16 protein-coding genes are annotated in these 15682 nt (G+C 69.5%); 6 read left to right on the top strand and 10 right to left on the bottom strand.

Features of this window, described 5'->3' with window-relative positions:
• Positions 1-3 precede the first annotated feature (3 nt).
• Genes AB0C84_RS24820 through AB0C84_RS24845 form a run of 6 tightly spaced genes read right to left on the bottom strand, consistent with a single transcriptional unit; the run spans position 4 to position 7067 of the window.
• Positions 4-1449: an FAD-dependent oxidoreductase gene (locus AB0C84_RS24820; RefSeq protein ID WP_361070539.1), complete on the bottom strand. Its 1446-nt coding sequence runs from the start codon at positions 1447-1449 to the stop codon at positions 4-6.
• Between the two features lie 43 nt (positions 1450-1492).
• Positions 1493-2335 (bottom strand): ABC transporter permease, encoded by an 843-nt coding sequence (locus AB0C84_RS24825; RefSeq protein WP_361070542.1) that lies wholly within the window; start codon positions 2333-2335, stop codon positions 1493-1495.
• Entirely contained in the window at positions 2332-3195 is an 864-nt protein-coding gene (locus AB0C84_RS24830) for an ABC transporter permease (RefSeq protein WP_361070545.1), read from the bottom strand. Before AB0C84_RS24830 ends, AB0C84_RS24825 begins: the two co-directional genes overlap by 4 nt.
• Entirely contained in the window at positions 3195-4448 is a 1254-nt protein-coding gene (locus AB0C84_RS24835) for a spermidine/putrescine ABC transporter substrate-binding protein (protein WP_361070548.1), read from the bottom strand. Before AB0C84_RS24835 ends, AB0C84_RS24830 begins: the two co-directional genes overlap by 1 nt.
• On the bottom strand, positions 4445-5596 hold the full coding sequence (locus tag AB0C84_RS24840; RefSeq protein WP_179843303.1) for an ABC transporter ATP-binding protein: 1152 nt from the start codon (positions 5594-5596) through the stop codon (positions 4445-4447). The genes AB0C84_RS24835 and AB0C84_RS24840 overlap by 4 nt, the downstream gene beginning before the upstream one ends.
• 37 nt (positions 5597-5633) lie before the next feature.
• Positions 5634-7067, bottom strand: a complete 1434-nt coding sequence (locus AB0C84_RS24845) for a gamma-aminobutyraldehyde dehydrogenase (RefSeq protein WP_361070552.1) — start codon at positions 7065-7067, stop codon at positions 5634-5636.
• Positions 7068-7231: 164 nt separating this feature from the next.
• On the opposite strand from AB0C84_RS24845, the gene AB0C84_RS24850 reads away from it, so the two are divergent.
• The 5 genes from AB0C84_RS24850 (at position 7232) to AB0C84_RS24870 (ending at position 10754) form a co-directional block, all read left to right on the top strand.
• On the top strand, positions 7232-7693 hold the full coding sequence (locus tag AB0C84_RS24850; RefSeq protein WP_179843305.1) for an Lrp/AsnC family transcriptional regulator: 462 nt from the start codon (positions 7232-7234) through the stop codon (positions 7691-7693).
• Positions 7694-7788: 95 nt separating this feature from the next.
• The gene (locus AB0C84_RS24855) at positions 7789-8046 is read left to right on the top strand and encodes a DUF1778 domain-containing protein (RefSeq protein ID WP_361070557.1); all 258 of its coding nucleotides are present in this window, start codon (positions 7789-7791) and stop codon (positions 8044-8046) included.
• A 184-nt stretch (positions 8047-8230) separates the two neighbouring features.
• Positions 8231-8662 carry an HIT family protein gene (locus AB0C84_RS24860; protein WP_361070560.1) on the top strand — a complete coding sequence of 144 codons (432 nt, stop codon included), beginning with the start codon at positions 8231-8233 and terminating at the stop codon, positions 8660-8662.
• A gap of 689 nt (positions 8663-9351) precedes the next feature.
• Complete coding sequence (locus AB0C84_RS24865; RefSeq protein ID WP_361070562.1) at positions 9352-10068, top strand: ABC transporter ATP-binding protein; 717 nt, start codon at positions 9352-9354, stop codon at positions 10066-10068.
• Positions 10065-10754, top strand: coding sequence for a hypothetical protein (locus AB0C84_RS24870; protein ID WP_361070565.1), 690 nt, complete (start codon positions 10065-10067; stop codon positions 10752-10754). Before AB0C84_RS24865 ends, AB0C84_RS24870 begins: the two co-directional genes overlap by 4 nt.
• A 69-nt stretch (positions 10755-10823) precedes the next feature.
• Here AB0C84_RS24870 and AB0C84_RS24875 read toward each other — a convergent pair whose 3' ends face one another.
• From AB0C84_RS24875 to rlmN, 3 genes are all read right to left on the bottom strand, one after another.
• Positions 10824-11648, bottom strand: coding sequence for a YwqG family protein (locus tag AB0C84_RS24875; protein ID WP_361070568.1), 825 nt, complete (start codon positions 11646-11648; stop codon positions 10824-10826).
• A gap of 63 nt (positions 11649-11711) precedes the next feature.
• A complete protein-coding gene (locus tag AB0C84_RS24880) occupies positions 11712-12215 on the bottom strand; it encodes a DivIVA domain-containing protein (RefSeq protein ID WP_361070571.1) in 504 nt (167 codons plus the stop codon).
• A gap of 66 nt (positions 12216-12281) precedes the next feature.
• Positions 12282-13427, bottom strand: coding sequence for a 23S rRNA (adenine(2503)-C(2))-methyltransferase RlmN (rlmN, locus tag AB0C84_RS24885; RefSeq protein ID WP_361070574.1), 1146 nt, complete (start codon positions 13425-13427; stop codon positions 12282-12284).
• A gap of 114 nt (positions 13428-13541) precedes the next feature.
• Here rlmN and AB0C84_RS24890 point away from each other — a divergent pair, with 114 nt between their 5' ends.
• Positions 13542-14687 (top strand): suppressor of fused domain protein, encoded by a 1146-nt coding sequence (locus tag AB0C84_RS24890; protein ID WP_361070578.1) that lies wholly within the window; start codon positions 13542-13544, stop codon positions 14685-14687.
• A 51-nt stretch (positions 14688-14738) separates the two neighbouring features.
• On the opposite strand, the gene AB0C84_RS24895 is transcribed toward AB0C84_RS24890, so the two are convergent.
• Positions 14739-15677: a phosphatidate cytidylyltransferase gene (locus tag AB0C84_RS24895; protein WP_361070618.1), complete on the bottom strand. Its 939-nt coding sequence runs from the start codon at positions 15675-15677 to the stop codon at positions 14739-14741.
• Between the last annotated feature and the right edge of the window lie 5 nt (positions 15678-15682).

Genomic DNA, 15682 nt, shown 5'->3' on the forward strand with positions numbered 1-15682 from the left:
CCTTCAGGAGTCGAAGCCGAGGCCGAAGCGGTCGAGGGTGCGGAGCCAGAGGCCGCGGCGTCCCGCGTTCCGGTCGGCGCGGGCGATCTCGCGCCGGGTCAGCTCGATGACGCCGTAGCGCAGCGGCTCGGGCGGGAACGGGACGGGCTTGGAGCGCACCACCGCCAGCCGTGTCCGCTCGGTCTCCTCGCCGGGCGCGAGCCCGACGCCCAGGAGGTCGAGCATGACGTCCGCGCCGAAGCGGGTGGCGCCGACACCGAGGCCGGTGTAGCCCGCCGCGTACGCGAGCCTCCCGTCGTAGGCGGTCCCGTAGAAGGCGCAGAAGCGGCTGCACGTGTCGATGACGCCGCCCCATGCGTTGGTGAAGCGCACGCCTTCCAGTTGCGGGAAAGTCGTGAAGAAGTGCCGGGCCAGGGTCGCGTACGTCGAAGGGCGCCGTTCCAGGCCGGGACGCATCCCGTTGCCGAAGTGGTAGACGGCGTCGTAGCCGCCCCACAGGATCCGGTCGTCGGCGGTGAGCCGGTAGTAGTGGAACTGGTTGGCGCTGTCGCCGAGCCCCTGCCGGTGCCGCCAGCCGATGGCCGCCCGCTGCGCGGGGGTGAGCGGCTCGGTGACGAGCGCGTAGTCGTACACCGGGACGACGTACTGGCGCAGGCGCCGCAGCAGCGGCGGGAAGGCACCGGTCCCCAGCGCGACGTTCCGGGCGGTGACCGTCCCGAGCGTCCGGGGTGCCCGGTCGCCTCGCCGTGGAGGCGCGGCGGCCGTCAGCCGGAGCCTGCGGGCGTCCGTGCGCAGCGCCGTGACGCGGGTGTTCTCGAAGACGCGGACGCCGAGGGCGCGGCACGCGTCCGCCAGGCCCCAGGCGAGCTTGGCCGGATGCACCATGGCGACCGCGTCGCGGTCCCACAGGCCCGCGAGGTAGGTGGGCGAGTCGACCTCGGCGCGGACCGCCTCCTGGCCGAGCACGATCGGTTCCCAGCCGTGCTCGAAGGCCTTCTCCGCCGCCTCGTGCAGCGCGGGCACCTGCCACTCCTCGGTGGCGACGCTCATCTCGCCGGTCGGCTCCCATTCGGCGTCGATGCCGTGGCGGGTCAGGGTCTGAGCGATGGCGCGCAGGTTGTCCCAGCCGAGGCGTTCGAGCGTGTGGACGTCCTCCGGCCAGCGCCCGAGGCCGTTCTCCAGACCGTGGGTGATGCTGGCGGCGCAGAACCCGCCGTTGCGTCCGGACGCGGCGGCGCCGATCCGGCCGGCCTCCAGCACGACCACGTCCAGCGACGGGTCGCGTTCCTTCGCGAGCAGTGCCGTCCACAGGCCGCTGTACCCGCCGCCGACGACGGCGAGGTCGCACGTGAGCGCCCCGGCCGCCGCCGGACCCGCGCCCGGGCGCGCCGGGTCCTGGAGCCAGAACGCCTCCGGTGCGGCGTCGGCGAGCGACTCGGCCACGTTCACGTTCGTCCCCCGATGGTCCTGGTCATGACGGTGCCCGGACGCCTCAGCGGCGGGCGCGGGCGCTGCGCCGCGCCGACACCACCGCGATCAGCACGCCGACCGCGAAGATGAGCGTCCCCATCACGTTGACCTGCGGCGGCGTCCCCGTCCTGGTGGACCCGTAGATCCACAGCGGGAACGTGACGGTGGCGCCGCTGGTGAAGTTGGTGATGACGAAGTCGTCGATGGACAGCACGAACGCCAGCAGCGCCCCCGCCAGCACCCCCGGCATGATCATCGGCAGGGTGACCAGGCGGAACCGCGTCCACGGGCCGGCGCCGAGGTCCTGCGCCGCCTCCTCCACCGCGGGGTCGAGCCCGACGACGCGGGCCCGCACCGTGACGGCCACGAACGCGATCGAGAACATCACGTGCGCGAGGAGGATCGTCAGGTAGCCGCGCGGCAGGTTGAACGTCACGAACATCGACAGCAGCGACGCGCCCATCACGATCTCCGGGCAGGAGATCGCCATGAACAGCACGAGGTTCGTCGAGCCCTTGCCGCGGAACCGGTACCGTCCGAGCGCGAGGCCCGCGAACGTCCCGATGACCGTCGTGATCAGCGTGCTGAGCAGCGCGATCGTCAGCGAGTTGACGACCGCCGCGGTGAGGTCGCCCTTGTCGAACAGGTGCCGGTACCAGCGGAGCGTGAAGCCCTGCCACTGGAAGTTCTGCTTGCTCCGGGTGTCGTTGAACCCGAACAGGATCATGATCGCGATCGGCAGGATCAGCCAGCCGATCAGCGCGAGGGTGTAGAGGTGCAGGCCGGAGATCCGGAAACGGCGGGGCGCGCGGCGCCGCCGCGGGGTCTTGGTGAGCGTCACCTGGGCCTTGGTCTGCGTCGTCATCGTCCCGCCGCCTCCAGGACGTCCTGCGTGCCGAGCGTGCGCGCGTAGGCGAAGATCCCGACGAGCAGGATCGCCATCAGCGCGAACGACAGCGCGGACGCCGTCGGGTAGGCGCTGTTGTTGAAGTACTCGGTCTGGATGACGTTGCCGATCATGGTGTTCTGCGGGCCGCCGAGCACCTCGGCGTTGACGTAGTCCGAGGACACCGGCACGAACGTCATGATCACGCCGGCGAACACGCCGGGCAGCGACAGCGGCAGGATGACCCGCAGGAACGCCTGCGCGCGGCTCGCGTACAGGTCGTAGGCCGCCTCCACCACGCGCGGGTCGATGCGTTCGAGCGCCACGTAGATCGGCAGGACCATGAACGGCAGGAAGTTGTAGGCGAGCCCGGACACGACCGCGACGCCGGTGTCGAGGACGTGGAAGCCCTCCGGCAGGACGCCGTGGTCGCGCAGCGGCCCGAGGACCGGCCCGTTGTCGGTGAGGACGAGCTTCCACGACACCGTCCGCAGGATGAACGAGACGAAGTACGGGAGCAGCAGCAGGAACAGGTACGTCGACTTGGCGCGCCCGCCCCGGAACGCGATCCAGTACGCGGCCGGGTAGGCGATCACGATGCACGCGACCGTCGCGACCAGCCCGTACCAGAGCGACCGGACGAACTTGTCGCCGTAGGTGCTGAGCCCGTCGGTGTAGTTCCGCCAGTGCAGCGTCTGCTGGAAGCCGTCGATGAGGTTCCCGGTCTGCAGCGACAGGGACACCATCAGCACGATCGGGACGAGGAAGAACGCCGCCAGCCACAGCCCGCCCGGCAGGATCATGAGGTACGGCGCGAGCCGCCCCCGCACCCCCGCCATCACGATCCCTTGGAGATCGGCTCGAAGATCTTCTGGTACTCGGTCTCCTCGGCCTGCGTGAGCCGCCGGTAGTGCCGCAGCCGCGCCAGATCCGCCTGCGACGGGAAGATCAGCGGGCTGGTGCTGAGCCGGGTCAGGTCCTTCTCGTCCGCGCCGCCGACCTGCTCCGCCTTCCGCGCGATGAGCTTCTGGGTCGCCGGGATCGGCGGCATGTAGTTGATGAACTCGGTCAGCGGCGCGTTGTTCTCCGGGACGAAGAGCCAGTTCATGAGGGTCAGCGCGTCCACCGGGTTCTCGGCGGTCTTCGGGACGCACAGGTTGTCGGTCCAGATCGTGCCGCCCTCCCTGGGCACCACGAACTTCACGTCCGGGCTCGTCAGGCTGTACACGTCCCCGGACCACGCCATCGTCATCCACACGTCGCCCTTGCTGACGGCGTCGACGTAGTCCTGGCTGTAGTACTTGCGGACGATGCCCTTGTCGCGCTGCTCGCGCAGCTTGGCGGCGGCCTTCTCCCAGTCCGCCTTCGTCGACTTCTCCGGGTCGATGCCGAGCAGGAACATCCCGAAGTTCCCGAGCTCCTGCGAGTCGCCCATCATGCCGACCTTGCCCTTGTACTTCGGGTCGAACAGCTGCGCGATGCTGGTGATCTCCTCCTTCACGTACTTGGTGTTGTACGCGATGCCGGTGACGCCCGACTCGTACGGGACCGTGAAGGCGTTGCCCGGGTCGTAGGAGGGGTTCTTGAAGGACGGGCCCGCGTTCGCCTGGAAGTTCGGCAGCTTCGACAGGTCGAGGGGCGCCAGGTAGCCGAGCTGGCGGCACTGCTCCAGCTGGATGCCGTTCGTCATCACCATCAGGTCGAAGCCGATGGACTGGCCGGCCGCCAGCGGCGCCTGGATCTTGCCGAACCACGGCCCCATCTCCTGGATGACCTCCTTGTAGGTCACCTTGACGCCCGTCTCCTTCTCGAACGCCTTGATGGTCTCCCGGTCGTCCTGCATGTAGCCCGGCCAGTTCGCCCAGTTGAGCCTGCCGTTCTTCGCCTTGCCCGCCCAGTACTTCTCGACGTCGCTCTGGCTGACCTTCTCCTTGCCGCCCTGCCCCTTCACCCCGCACGCCGACAGGGCGAGCCCGGCGCCCGCCGCGCCCATCAGCCTCAGGACGTCGCGGCGGGCCGGACCGCCCGTGCTGGAACGCGCCAGGCGCGGCCTTGTGAGTCCGCGGAGGAATGCGGGGTCGAACTGGCTCACTGCGGGGCTCCTATGGCGTACGAGTGGCGCGGATCCCACGACAACCAGACGCTGTCGCCGCGCACGGCGAGATCGTCGGCGGACGTCGCGTTCTGCACGAACACGACGACGTCGGCGCCGGCGGAGGTGGTGATGTTGTAGTTCGTCGACGTGCCGAGGTACACGACCTCGGTCACGGTGCCCCGGACGGCGCACTGCCCGTCCCCCGGCCTGTCCGGCCCGATGCCGATCTTCTCGGGGCGGACGGTCAGCTCCACCCGCTCCCCCGCGACGGCCTCCCGTCCGCGGAGCATCGGCACCTCGATCCGACCGTCCGGGCCATGGGAGAGCACCGCGCTGTTCGGCCCGGCCCCCGTGACCTCACCGTCCAGCAGGTTGGACGTCCCGATGAACCCGGCCACGAACCGCGTCGCGGGATGCTCGTAGATCTCCCGCGGCGTGCCGAGCTGCTCGATCACCCCGTCGTTCATGACGGCGATGCGGTCCGACATCGTCAGCGCCTCGCCCTGGTCGTGCGTCACGTACACGAACGTGACGCCGACCCCCCGCTGGATCCGCTTCAACTCGACCTGCATCGCCTGGCGCAGCTTCAGGTCGAGGGCGCCGAGCGGCTCGTCCAGCAGCAGCGCCCGCGGCTCGTTCACCAGCGCCCGCGCCAGCGCGACCCGCTGCTGCTGGCCGCCGGACAGCTCGGCGGGACGGCGCTTCTCCCGTCCCGCCAGATCGACGATCTCCAGCATCTCCCCCACCCGCCGGGTGAGCTGCGCCTTCGGAACGCCGCGCCGGCGCAGGCCGAACGCGACATTCTCGAAGACGCTCATGTGGGGGAAGAGCGCGTACGACTGGAACACCATGTTCACGTCGCGCCTGTTGGGAGGCACGTCCGTGACGTCCCGCCCATGGAGCCGGACCCGACCCGCCGTCGGCTCCTCGAAGCCGGCGATCATTCGCATGGTCGTCGTCTTGCCGCATCCGGACGGTCCGAGCAGGGAGAAGAACTCCCCCTCCGCGATCGACAGGTCGACGCCGCGGACGGCCGCCACGGTCTCACCGTAGGCGTGGTAGTCCTTCTCGACTCCCACGAGCTCGATCGCGGGGACCGTGCGGGCCGGATCGTCGCGCGCCGCGGCGGGCTGGGTCTCGGTCATGGGCGGGACTTCCTTCACGGGCTCCGGTCGGCGGCGCTCAGCCGCCGATGTAGTGCATGACGTGCTTGACGCGGGTGTAGTCCTCGATTCCGTACATCGACATGTCCTTGCCGTAGCCGGAGTGCTTGAAGCCGCCGTGCGGCATCTCCGACACCAGCGGGATGTGGGTGTTGACCCACACGGCACCGAAGTCCAGTGCCTTGCTCATGCGCATGGCACGGCCGTGGTTCTGCGTCCACACACTGGCGGCGAGACCGTACTTGACGCCGTTGGCCCACTCCAGCGCCTGAGCCTCGTCCGAGAAGCTCTGGACGGTGATGACAGGGCCGAAGACCTCGTTCTGCACCATCTCGTCGTCCTGCTTGAGGCCGTCCACAACGGTCGGCGCGAAGAAGTAACCGCGGTCCCCCACGCGCTCTCCGCCGGCGAGGACCTTCGCGTGGCTGGGCGCCCGCTCGATGAAGCCCTGAACGCGCTCCAGCTGGTTCGCGCTGTTCACCGGCCCGTAGAAGGCGTCGGCGTCGCTGGGAGGCCCGACGACCGTCCCCTTGGCGGCCTCGGCCAGCGCCTCGGTGAACTCCCCGTGCAGCCGCTCGGCGACCAGCACGCGGGTGGCCGCCGTGCAGTCCTGGCCCGCGTTGAAGTACCCGGCCTCGGCGATGCCCGTCGCCGCCGCCTCGACGTCGGCGTCGTCGAACACGACCACCGGCGCCTTGCCGCCGAGCTCCAGGTGCACCCGCTTGAGGTCCTTGGCCGCCGACGCGGCGACCTCCATGCCGGCCCGCACGCTCCCGGTGATCGACACCATCTGCGGCGTCGGGTGCTCCACCAGCGAGCGCCCGGTGCCGCGGTCGCCGCAGACCACGTTGAAGACGCCCGGGGGCAGGAACTCCGCCGCGATCTCCGCCAGCATCAGCGTGCTCGCCGGGGTCGTCTCGGACGGCTTGAGCACCACGGTGTTGCCCGTCGCCAGCGCCGGCCCGATCTTCCAGACCGCCATCATCATCGGGTAGTTCCAGGGCGTCACCTGCGCGCACACCCCGATCGGCTCCCGCCGGATCGAGGAGGTGTGGTCGGCCATGTACTCGGCGGACGCCTTGCCCTCCAGCACCCGGGACGCCCCGGCGAAGAACCGGAGGTTGTCCACCATCGGCGGCACCTCCTCGTCCAGGGTCATCTGGACCGGCTTGCCGGTGTCCCGGCTCTCCGCCCGGACGAGGTCCTCCGCCCGCTTCTCGACCGCGTCCGCGAAGCGCAGCATCGCCAGGCTCCGCTCACCCGGCGTGGCGTCGCGCCAGGCGGGGAACGCGTCGGACGCCGCACGGAACGCGGCGTCGACGTCCTCGGCGCCGGACACGGGCGCCTCCGCGTACGTCTCGCCGGTGCTGGGGTCGACCACCTCCAGCGTCCGCCCGTCCTTGGCGTCGACGTACTCTCCGCCGATAAAGTTGCGCAGCCTCTCGCCGCTCATCCTCAGGTCCCTCCTGGGCATCGTCGCCCGTTGTGTCCTGTTGGCCCGACCCTTACAGAGAGGTCCGTCCAACACAAGTGATTCCGTTGTTACGATCGAATTTCACGACTGATTCACTTGGCCCAGAGGCCTCACACCCTCGATGCCGCAGCTAGGAGATCCGGATGGAACGGGCACCCCGCGTCCAGCTCGACGAGACCGCCAAGCAGATCATCGAGCAGCTCCAGCAGGACGGCCGCCGCTCCTACGCCGCCATCGGCAAGGCCGTGGGCCTCTCCGAGGCCGCCGTGCGCCAGCGCGTGCAGAAGCTCCTCGACACCGGGGTCATGCAGATCGTCGGCGTCACCGACCCGCTCATGCTCGGATTCCATCGCCAAATGATGATCGGTGTCAGGTGCGAAGGCGACCTGGAGAAGACCGCCGACGAACTCGCGGCCCTGGACGAGATCGACTACGTCGTGATCACCGCGGGCTCGTTCGACATCCTCCTGGAACTCGTCTGCGAGGACGACGATCGTCTTCTGGAACTTCTCGGCCGTATCCGCGCCATCCCGGGCGTCGTCTCCACCGAGAGCTTCGTATACCTCAAACTTCGCAAACAGACCTACTCCTGGGGAACCCGCTGACTCCACCCGATACCCGACGATTCTCGTTCTCAGAGGGGATGTCCAGGCAACACCTCGCGGCGTACTTTGAAAGGCCGCAAGGAAGGAGACCGGCCATGCCCGAGTCGGTTCGCCAGAACCTTCCGGCCGATCCCGCCGACGATCACATCGCCTTCCGGACCACCGCGGAGCAGTTCCTCGTGATCCGCGCGGCGGCCGAGCTGATCGGCTGGTCGGTCACCGACTTCGTCCTGTCAGCCGCCCTGGACCGCGCCGAACGCGACCTCTACGAACACGCCGCCGCCCAAGAACCGGCGGAGTCCGCCCCAGACCCGATCCCTCCCTACACGGCCCTGCTACTGGCCATGCCCTGACCCGCCACACGAGACCCCTCACGCCCAACACGCGGCCCCGCCCCATCGGCCACCTCCACACGCGCTGACTCTGGCCTGCCGGTCACGCCCAGCCCTCCGCCCATCGGTGACGGGCCGAGATGGTGACAAGCGCACCTCCGGGGATGCTTGCGGTTGCCGACGGGTGGGGCTGAAGAATAGGGGGATGGGTGAACCTGTGACCAAGGCGTGCCTGTTCTGCGAAATCATCAAGGGAGAGCGGCCCGCGCACGTCGTGCTGGACACGCCGGACGCGATGGCTTTCCTCGACGCCCGGCCCCTGTTCAAGGGACACACACTGCTGGTCCCCCGGACGCACTACGAGACGCTTACGGATCTGCCCGAGGACCTTATCGGGCCGTTCTTCGCGCAAGCCCAACGCCTTGCGAAAGCGATGGAATCCGTCCTCGAAGCAGCGGGCTCGTTCGTAGCCATGAACAACCGGATCAGCCAGAGCGTCCCCCACCTGCACGTACACGTAGTTCCCCGCAATCCCAAGGACGGCCTCCGCGGCTTCTTCTGGCCACGCCAGAAATACACCTCCGACTCCGAAGCCGCCACCTACGCAACCCGCCTAACCAAAGCACTCCAGCCCTAACCCCACCACCACCCAGACCACCCCACCCCACAAGGCCACAAGGCCACCACCACCCGGCAAACCGCCACCCCCCACGCCCACCTCACGCACGCCATCGCCCACCGCCCGGCCAGCCACCCATGCACGCCACCACCCACCCCGCCGCGCTCAGGACCCGGCCAAGCCCATCACCGCCGAGCGGGCGGCACGACTACCGGCCACCCCACACCACGTCGGCTCAGCGCCCCAGCCCGCCGCCTTCCAGCGCCATCCAGCCTCCAGCGACGGGTACACGCCAGTGCCCGGTTCGCGGTCAACAAACACTTCACCAAGCACGCCCCCCAACCCCGACAAACTCGTCATAGTCGGCATCGACGATGACTCCCCAACCAGGTACTGCTCGGCGAGGAAGAACTAAGAATCAGACCCCACCGGGCCGCTTCACCCGCCGCCCCGCCCCGACGTCCGCAAGAGCGAATCCCGGCCCGCTTGAGATCACATCTCCTGATGACGAGCAGCGCTTGAGGCTGGCCTCGGGGCGCGGGCATTGAGGCCGACCTCGGGGCGACCGGGAGCATGTGTTGTGAGAGCGATTGGCTGTACTCGGCGGGCCCAAGGCTCCCGCCGCCGGTCTGCTTGTGGGGAGGCGCGGGTCGGGGCCGTGTGGGCTAACACCGTCCTTACGCGGGGGTCTCTACGGTTTGGGTTTCATGCGGCTGGAGCGTGTCGCCTTTCGTTATCGGCGCCGGGACCCCTGGGTGTTCCGGGACGTCACGGTGTCGCTTCCGGAGGGCAGCGTGACCGAGGTGACCGGTCACAACGGCGCGGGGAAGTCCACGCTTCTCCGTGTGATGGCCGGCCTGCGTAGACCACGAGCGGGCGCCGTCAAAGACCGTCCCGCACGAGTGGGGTATGCGCCGGAGCGGTTTCCGGTCGACCAGCCGTTCAGCGTCCGGGCCTACCTGGGCCACATGGCGGCCATACGGCGCGTCCCTGCGGCGACCTGCGACGTCTGGGCGGAGCGACTGAGCTTCGACCACCTCCTCGATGTCCGGCTGTCCGAGCTGTCGAAGGGCAGCGCTCAGAAGATCGGGCTCGCGCAGGCGCTGATGGCGGACCCTGAACTGCTGATCCTGGACGAACCCTTCGCGGGCCTGGACGCCGCCACGCGCGACTCGCTGCCCGAGCTGATCTCCGAGTTCGCCTCGCGCGGCTCCACGGTCGTCGTCAGCGACCATCAGCGTTGCATCGAGGCGATGCCCGCCGTCGACCGCCTGCACGTCGCCAACGGCACCGTTACTCCGCTTTCTTCTGAAGGCGCCGGTCACTGGACCGTCCTGGAGGTCGAGGTGCCCGAGGACGAGGCCGACACCCTGGAGACGAAGCTGAGGGCCGACGGCTACCGGGTGCGGAGGCGCGAACAATGATCGCGATCATCCGCTTCCAGGTGGCGGGTTACCTTCGCTCGCTGCGCGTCCTGCAGCCGCTGATCGTCGTGGCCCTGCTCGTGGCGCTGGTCCTCGCGCAGGGGCCGAGCGGCCCTGACGCCGGGGAGCTCGCCGTACGGACCTTCGCGGACGTGGCGGCGTTCATGTTCCCCGTGTGGGCCTGGGCGGCCCGCGCCCTCCTCGACACGCAACCCGACGAGCAGCGCTCTCTGACCGCCACTGCGGCCCGCCACCAGTCCGGGCCCACGTGGGCGGGCCTGCTCGCCGCGTACAGCGTGAACATCGCACTGGGCATCACGGCATTGGCCGTCCCTCTCATCCAGGCATTCCAGGTGGGCTCATCTGGGCGGGCGATTCTGACGGGCTGTGCGCTGAACCTCCTCGTCGCCGTCCCGGGCACGCTGCTCGGGGCTTGGACGAGCCGCGCCGTCATCCCCGATCCCGGCATCTCGCTGATGGCGCTCCTCGGCGGCGCGACCGCGCTCCTGCTCCTCGGCATGGGACGCCTCTCCTGGCTCTCCATCCCAATGATCGGATGGATGCGCGCAGCTCACGACGGCCCGAACGTCTTCGTCTCGCACTTCCCCACCACAGCCCTCCATCTCCTCGTCTGGTCCACAGTCGTAGGCACGGCCTACCTCCTCACCACCCGCCGCACCCCCTGACCACCCACCACCGTTGCGCGGCCTGCTCTGGTGGGGTGGGCGGCTGTCCGGGATATGCCCGGGCGTGCGTTACGCGGCCTGGACGGTTAGCCATGTCTGCTCCAAAGGTGTGTCGCGGCGGTTGCAGAAGTAGATGCGGCCCGGGTCGCCCCAGTACCAGCCGAGGCGGTCGTCGGAGTCGAGTTGGAGGAGGAGGTGCCACTCCTCGACCGCGCGTTGCTCGTCCGGCGTGAGGGCCGGTGGGTTGAGGGAATTCAGGGTGCGGCCGGTCGACGCGTAAAGGCAGTCGGGGCCGAGGGGGCGCTGGACGAGGGTCGGCCAGCCGCCCAGTTGGTGGGCGGGTGCATCGTCCGGGCAGGTGTGGCGCGTCCATGCGGCGTGCAATTGTTCGTACACGGGCACGATGCCGTCCCAAACCATCTCCAGCCGCTGGATGACGGCCTCCTGGGGAGAGGGCAGGGAGAGGAACGGCGCGGCGCCCAGCGTGGTCTGCGGGTAGGGCAGGGTGCCCGCCGGCGGGGTCACAGGGCGAAGGGCGCCGGTAAAGACGCGCCAGCCGTCGCGTTGGCCAGGTTCGTCGCCCCATGGACGGGGGATTTCGGTCGCGTAGTAGAACGCGGCGCGGCAGGCCGGCAGGCCGGAGGCCCGCGGCAGGCCGGCGAGGCCCGCGAAGTCGATCGCCCCTAAGAAGTCGAGTGGGCGGCCGTTCCACGTCGGCCATGGCTCGTCCGGCGGGAGCAGCGGGGCGCCGCCGAGGTGGACGGGCACCTCACCGCAGGTGGAGAGGCGCAGCCCGGGCTTGATCAAAGGCAGCAGGATCGCCGTGATCTCAGGCGTGAGGAAGGAGTCGAACAGGGCTCGGAGCCGTCGGTTCTGTGCGGCGAAGGGATCCATGCACGTAGCGTGGCGTGGGCCTCACACGGCGCGCAGCATCCCGCGAAATTGTGGATAACTTCGTCAGCGTTCGAGGGCGGCGGCGAGTTGCAGCAGGAAGCGGTCGACTTCCTGCTCGTCGTAGCCGGGTCCGAAGCGGACCGCCCGGAACGCGCTCTCCCGCACGTCGCGGGCCGTCACGGGCGGTGCCACGCCGCGCAGGCCGGCGATCACGCGCTCGAGAAAGGCGTCCACGTCCCGCACGTCGTAGCCGGGGCGCAGGCCGGCGCCGGAGAACCGCGCGTTCTGGATCCAGTTGATCAGCCAGGCCGGCTGGGCACGGGTGCGGCCGGGACGTTCCCCGATCGGCGCCCGGGCCTGGAGCTCCCTGATGCACTCGCGGAGCAGCTCGTCCACGGCGCGGTGGTCGTAGCCGCGCAGGACGGTGGTGAAGCGGACCTGGCGCACCTCGTCCGCGGACATCGGCGGTCCGCCGTTCAGTGCCTGCGAGATCCGTTTGAGCAGGACGTCGACCTGGGCCCGGTCATAGCCCCTCAAGACCACCGGCAGCCGTGTACCCGTCTTCACCGGCACCGCGCTCCTCAGCCGTGTCCCCGCGCACCGCGCGGCACCAGGAACGCGCCCGCGGCGCGCTCAGTCCTTGGTCGCCGCGGCCAGCTGCCCGCAGGCCCCGTCGATCTCCCTGCCCCGAGTGTCGCGCACCGTGACCGGGACCCCGTGGGCCTCCAGGCGCCGGACGAACTCGCGCTCGTCCTCGGGCCGGGAGGCGGTCCACTTGGAACCCGGCGTTGGGTTCAACGGGATCAGATTGACGTGTACGAGATGCCCGCGCAAGAGCCTTCCGAGAAGATCAGCCCGCCAGGCCTGGTCGTTGACGTCCTTGATGAGGGCGTACTCGATCGAGACGCGGCGCCCGCTGCGCTCGGCGTAGGCCCAGGCGGCGTCCAGCACCTCGGAGACCTTCCACCGGTTGTTGATGGGCACGAGGTCGTCGCGCAGCTCGTCGTCGGGCGCGTGCAGGGACACCGCGAGCCTGACCGACATGTCCTCGGCGGCGAGCTTCTCGATGGCGGGGACGAGCCCGACCGTGGAGACCGTGACCGAACGCTGAGAGATACCCAGCCCGGCGGGTGCCGGATCGGTGATGCGCCTGACCGCGCCTATCACGGCCTTGTAGTTGGCCAGGGGCTCGCCCATGCCCATGAAGACGATGTTGGAGACGCGCCCCTGACCCCCTGGGACGCGTCCGCTTGCGAGAGCGCGCGCGCCCGCGGCGACCTGCTCGACTATCTCGGCCGTGGAAAGGTTGCGGGTGAGCCCGGCCTGACCGGTCGCGCAGAAGGGGCAGTTCATGCCGCAGCCTGCCTGCGACGAGACGCACATCGTCGCCCGGTCCGGATAACGCATCAGGACCGACTCGAACAGGACGCCGTCGAAGGCCTTCCAGACCGTCTTGAGAGTCGTCCCGCCGTCGCAGTCCATCTCGCGTACTGGAATCAGCAGCGAGGGCAGCAACTCGGACACGAGGCGATCCCGGACGGTGGCCGGCAGGTCCGTCATCTTGGCGGGATCGTCGACCAGACGCGCGAAGTAGTGGCGCGACAGCTGGTCGGCGCGGAACGGCTTCTCCCCCAGCGCGGCGACCGCCTCGCGACGCTCGGCCGTGGTGAGGTCGGCGAGATGCCTCGGCGGCTTGCCGCGCCTCGGTGCGGCGAAGACGAGCTTCGCCGGGGTCTTCTTGGGCGCGGCACCGGTCGCGGAGGGCTGGGTGGTAGACATGGTCCTTCCAGTGTCGCAAACACCTGCGCGTGCCTCGTCCGTACCTGGCCGCCCGCCCATACGTGAACAGCGACATTCCTGCACACGGTCCTGTCTGCGGCTAAGGTCTCGATCATGTCGGTATTGCGTAGGGGCGCCGCCTCGCCCCAGGGGTCCGCGGCCACGGTCGTCCACGCGGCGGCCAGCCCGTACGGCAGCCGGCGGCTCACCGTCGAGACCGACGGCGAGGTCACCGCGGCCTACCTGAAGGACGCGCGAGACTCGGTGATCGGGGCGGTCTGGGTCGCGAACCACCGCGAAGCCCCACGGGATCTGGACCGGTCGCGGCTCGACGCGGGCCGCGCCCCTCTCCTGCCGGAGTCCCACGTGCGCCACCCCGCGGGACGCCCAGCGCTGGCACCGGAAACGCTGGAGGTCGTCTGGTTCGAGGAGGGCGACGGTGTGGCGCTCCTGGAGGAGGGCGGCCTGCTGGCGGTGATTCCCGGTTGGTCCGACATAGGGCGCGGCATCCCCGGCTACGCTCGCGACGCCACACTGCAGAGCCCGTTCGCCTTTCCTCTGGACGAGGAGATCGAGGACTTCGGACCGCGCGTCGACCAGGCGCGCGAGCACTGGAAAAGGTGCCGCGCGGACGGCTCCTGGGCGGAGTTCCAGCAGTCGATTCTCGGTCACCTCCTGCAACGCCTGGGTCCCAGTGGCCACTACTGGCACGATGTCGGACGCCAGTTGGCGAACGGCAGGCCGAGCATGGCCCCGACAGTAGGGGTATCGGAACGGCCCGCAAGGGGTGACCGGAAGTTCACCGTTCTGAGCACGGTCGGGATGAGCCGCCAGCGGATGCCCACGGTCGAACTCTACGAAGATGACGTCGCCCCATACGGACGCATCGAGTTGGCGGTTGCCAGTACGCTGCCCAGCCAGCGGTCGGGCAGCATCTTCCCGTGGCTGGCGCAGTATCCGTGGCGTTCGGTGACGTGGTTCGCTCCGGGGGACGTCGTCAAGTGGTACCACGAGGCGCGCACGTTCCCCCTCGGCAATGGCGAGTCGTCGTGGGAGGGAGTGCTTCTCCTAGACGACCCGAACCGTCTCGCAGGTCCTGAGGCGCCCGGCATGACCGGCCTGACACTCAGCGGCGACGCCGTCCGATGGCTCTGGCTCGTGCCCATCACGGCCGAGGAACACAGATTCGCCAAGAGCGAGGGATCCGACGCGCTCATCCGGCGACTGGCCCAGCAGGGCCGTTCGTGGGTCGTCTCTTAGAGACCCCCAGGGGCTGGGGCACGGGCAGGGCAAGGAACGCCCCGGGACGTCCTAACTGGGGACGAACAACTCCAGCAGCAGCCACACGACGGGGGCGGTCGCGACCAGGGAGTCGAGACGGTCCATCACTCCCCCGTGACCGGGCAGGAGCGTCCCCATGTCCTTGATCCCGAGATCGCGCTTGATCATCGATTCGACCAGGTCGCCGGCGGTCGCGGTGACCACGGCGGCGAGCCCGATGATCACGCCCTGCCAGATGTGGCCGCCGTCCAGGAGCCACCACACCAGCCACCCGCCGACGATCATGCAGGTGATGGCGGACCCGGTGACACCCTCCCACGTCTTCTTCGGGCTGATCGTGGGCGCGAGCTTGTGCTTGCCCAGGAAGGAACCGGCGAAATAGCCGCCGATGTCACTGGCGACGGTGGTGGCGATGAAGATGACGATCCGGTGGTCGCCGTCGGCGGGGCGCATGAGCAGCGCGACGATCCCGCCCATCAGCACCAGGTAGCCGGCCACGAGCGATCCGGCGGTGACGTCCCGCACGTATCCGGAGGCGCCCTCCGTCATGCGTGTCATCAGCAACGCCAGGACCGTCAGCGAGACCGCCGCGACGGTTGCGGTGGACCCCCACACGTAGGCGACGACGGGCGTGCCGACCATTCCCGTCGCGACAGGGATGAACGGGACGCGGATGTCACGGCTCTTGAGGGCCTCGGTCAGTTCCCGCATACCGAGGAACAGGAACACGACCATCACGCCAAGGAAGATCTCCTTGACCGTGTACAGCGAAAGCAACACGAGAGCGCCGAGCGCGACGCCCACGCCAATCGCGAGCGGGAGGTTGCGCCCCGTCTTGCCTTGCGGCTTCCCAGCGGGGGTCGCGCCACCGGAAGGCGAGGGTTCACCGGGGGTGGGGGGATCGCCGGAGCCGTCCGACCCCTGCCCGGGGGGCGAGTCCAGTGCTTCTCCGGGGGGTGGGCCGGCCATGTCGA

Source organism: Actinomadura sp. NPDC048955, from assembly GCF_040649435.1.
Classification (GTDB): domain Bacteria; phylum Actinomycetota; class Actinomycetes; order Streptosporangiales; family Streptosporangiaceae; genus Spirillospora; species Spirillospora luteofluorescens.

Bases quoted from the DNA above. Each gene is read 5' to 3' on its own strand.
- AB0C84_RS24825 (WP_361070542.1), bottom strand. From the start codon at position 2,335: ATGACGACGCAGACCAAGGCCCAGGTGACGCTCACCAAGACCCCGCGG.
- AB0C84_RS24830 (WP_361070545.1), bottom strand. From the start codon at position 3,195: ATGGCGGGGGTGCGGGGGCGGCTCGCGCCGTACCTCATGATCCTGCCG.
- AB0C84_RS24840 (WP_179843303.1), bottom strand. From the start codon at position 5,596: ATGACCGAGACCCAGCCCGCCGCGGCGCGCGACGATCCGGCCCGCACG.
- AB0C84_RS24845 (WP_361070552.1), bottom strand. From the start codon at position 7,067: ATGAGCGGCGAGAGGCTGCGCAACTTTATCGGCGGAGAGTACGTCGAC.
- AB0C84_RS24850 (WP_179843305.1), top strand. From the start codon at position 7,232: ATGGAACGGGCACCCCGCGTCCAGCTCGACGAGACCGCCAAGCAGATC.
- AB0C84_RS24855 (WP_361070557.1), top strand. From the start codon at position 7,789: ATGCCCGAGTCGGTTCGCCAGAACCTTCCGGCCGATCCCGCCGACGAT.
- AB0C84_RS24860 (WP_361070560.1), top strand. From the start codon at position 8,231: ATGGGTGAACCTGTGACCAAGGCGTGCCTGTTCTGCGAAATCATCAAG.
- AB0C84_RS24865 (WP_361070562.1), top strand. From the start codon at position 9,352: ATGCGGCTGGAGCGTGTCGCCTTTCGTTATCGGCGCCGGGACCCCTGG.
- AB0C84_RS24870 (WP_361070565.1), top strand. From the start codon at position 10,065: ATGATCGCGATCATCCGCTTCCAGGTGGCGGGTTACCTTCGCTCGCTG.
- AB0C84_RS24875 (WP_361070568.1), bottom strand. From the start codon at position 11,648: ATGGATCCCTTCGCCGCACAGAACCGACGGCTCCGAGCCCTGTTCGAC.
- rlmN (WP_361070574.1), bottom strand. From the start codon at position 13,427: ATGTCTACCACCCAGCCCTCCGCGACCGGTGCCGCGCCCAAGAAGACC.
- AB0C84_RS24890 (WP_361070578.1), top strand. From the start codon at position 13,542: ATGTCGGTATTGCGTAGGGGCGCCGCCTCGCCCCAGGGGTCCGCGGCC.
- AB0C84_RS24895 (WP_361070618.1), bottom strand. From the start codon at position 15,677: ATGGCCGGCCCACCCCCCGGAGAAGCACTGGACTCGCCCCCCGGGCAG.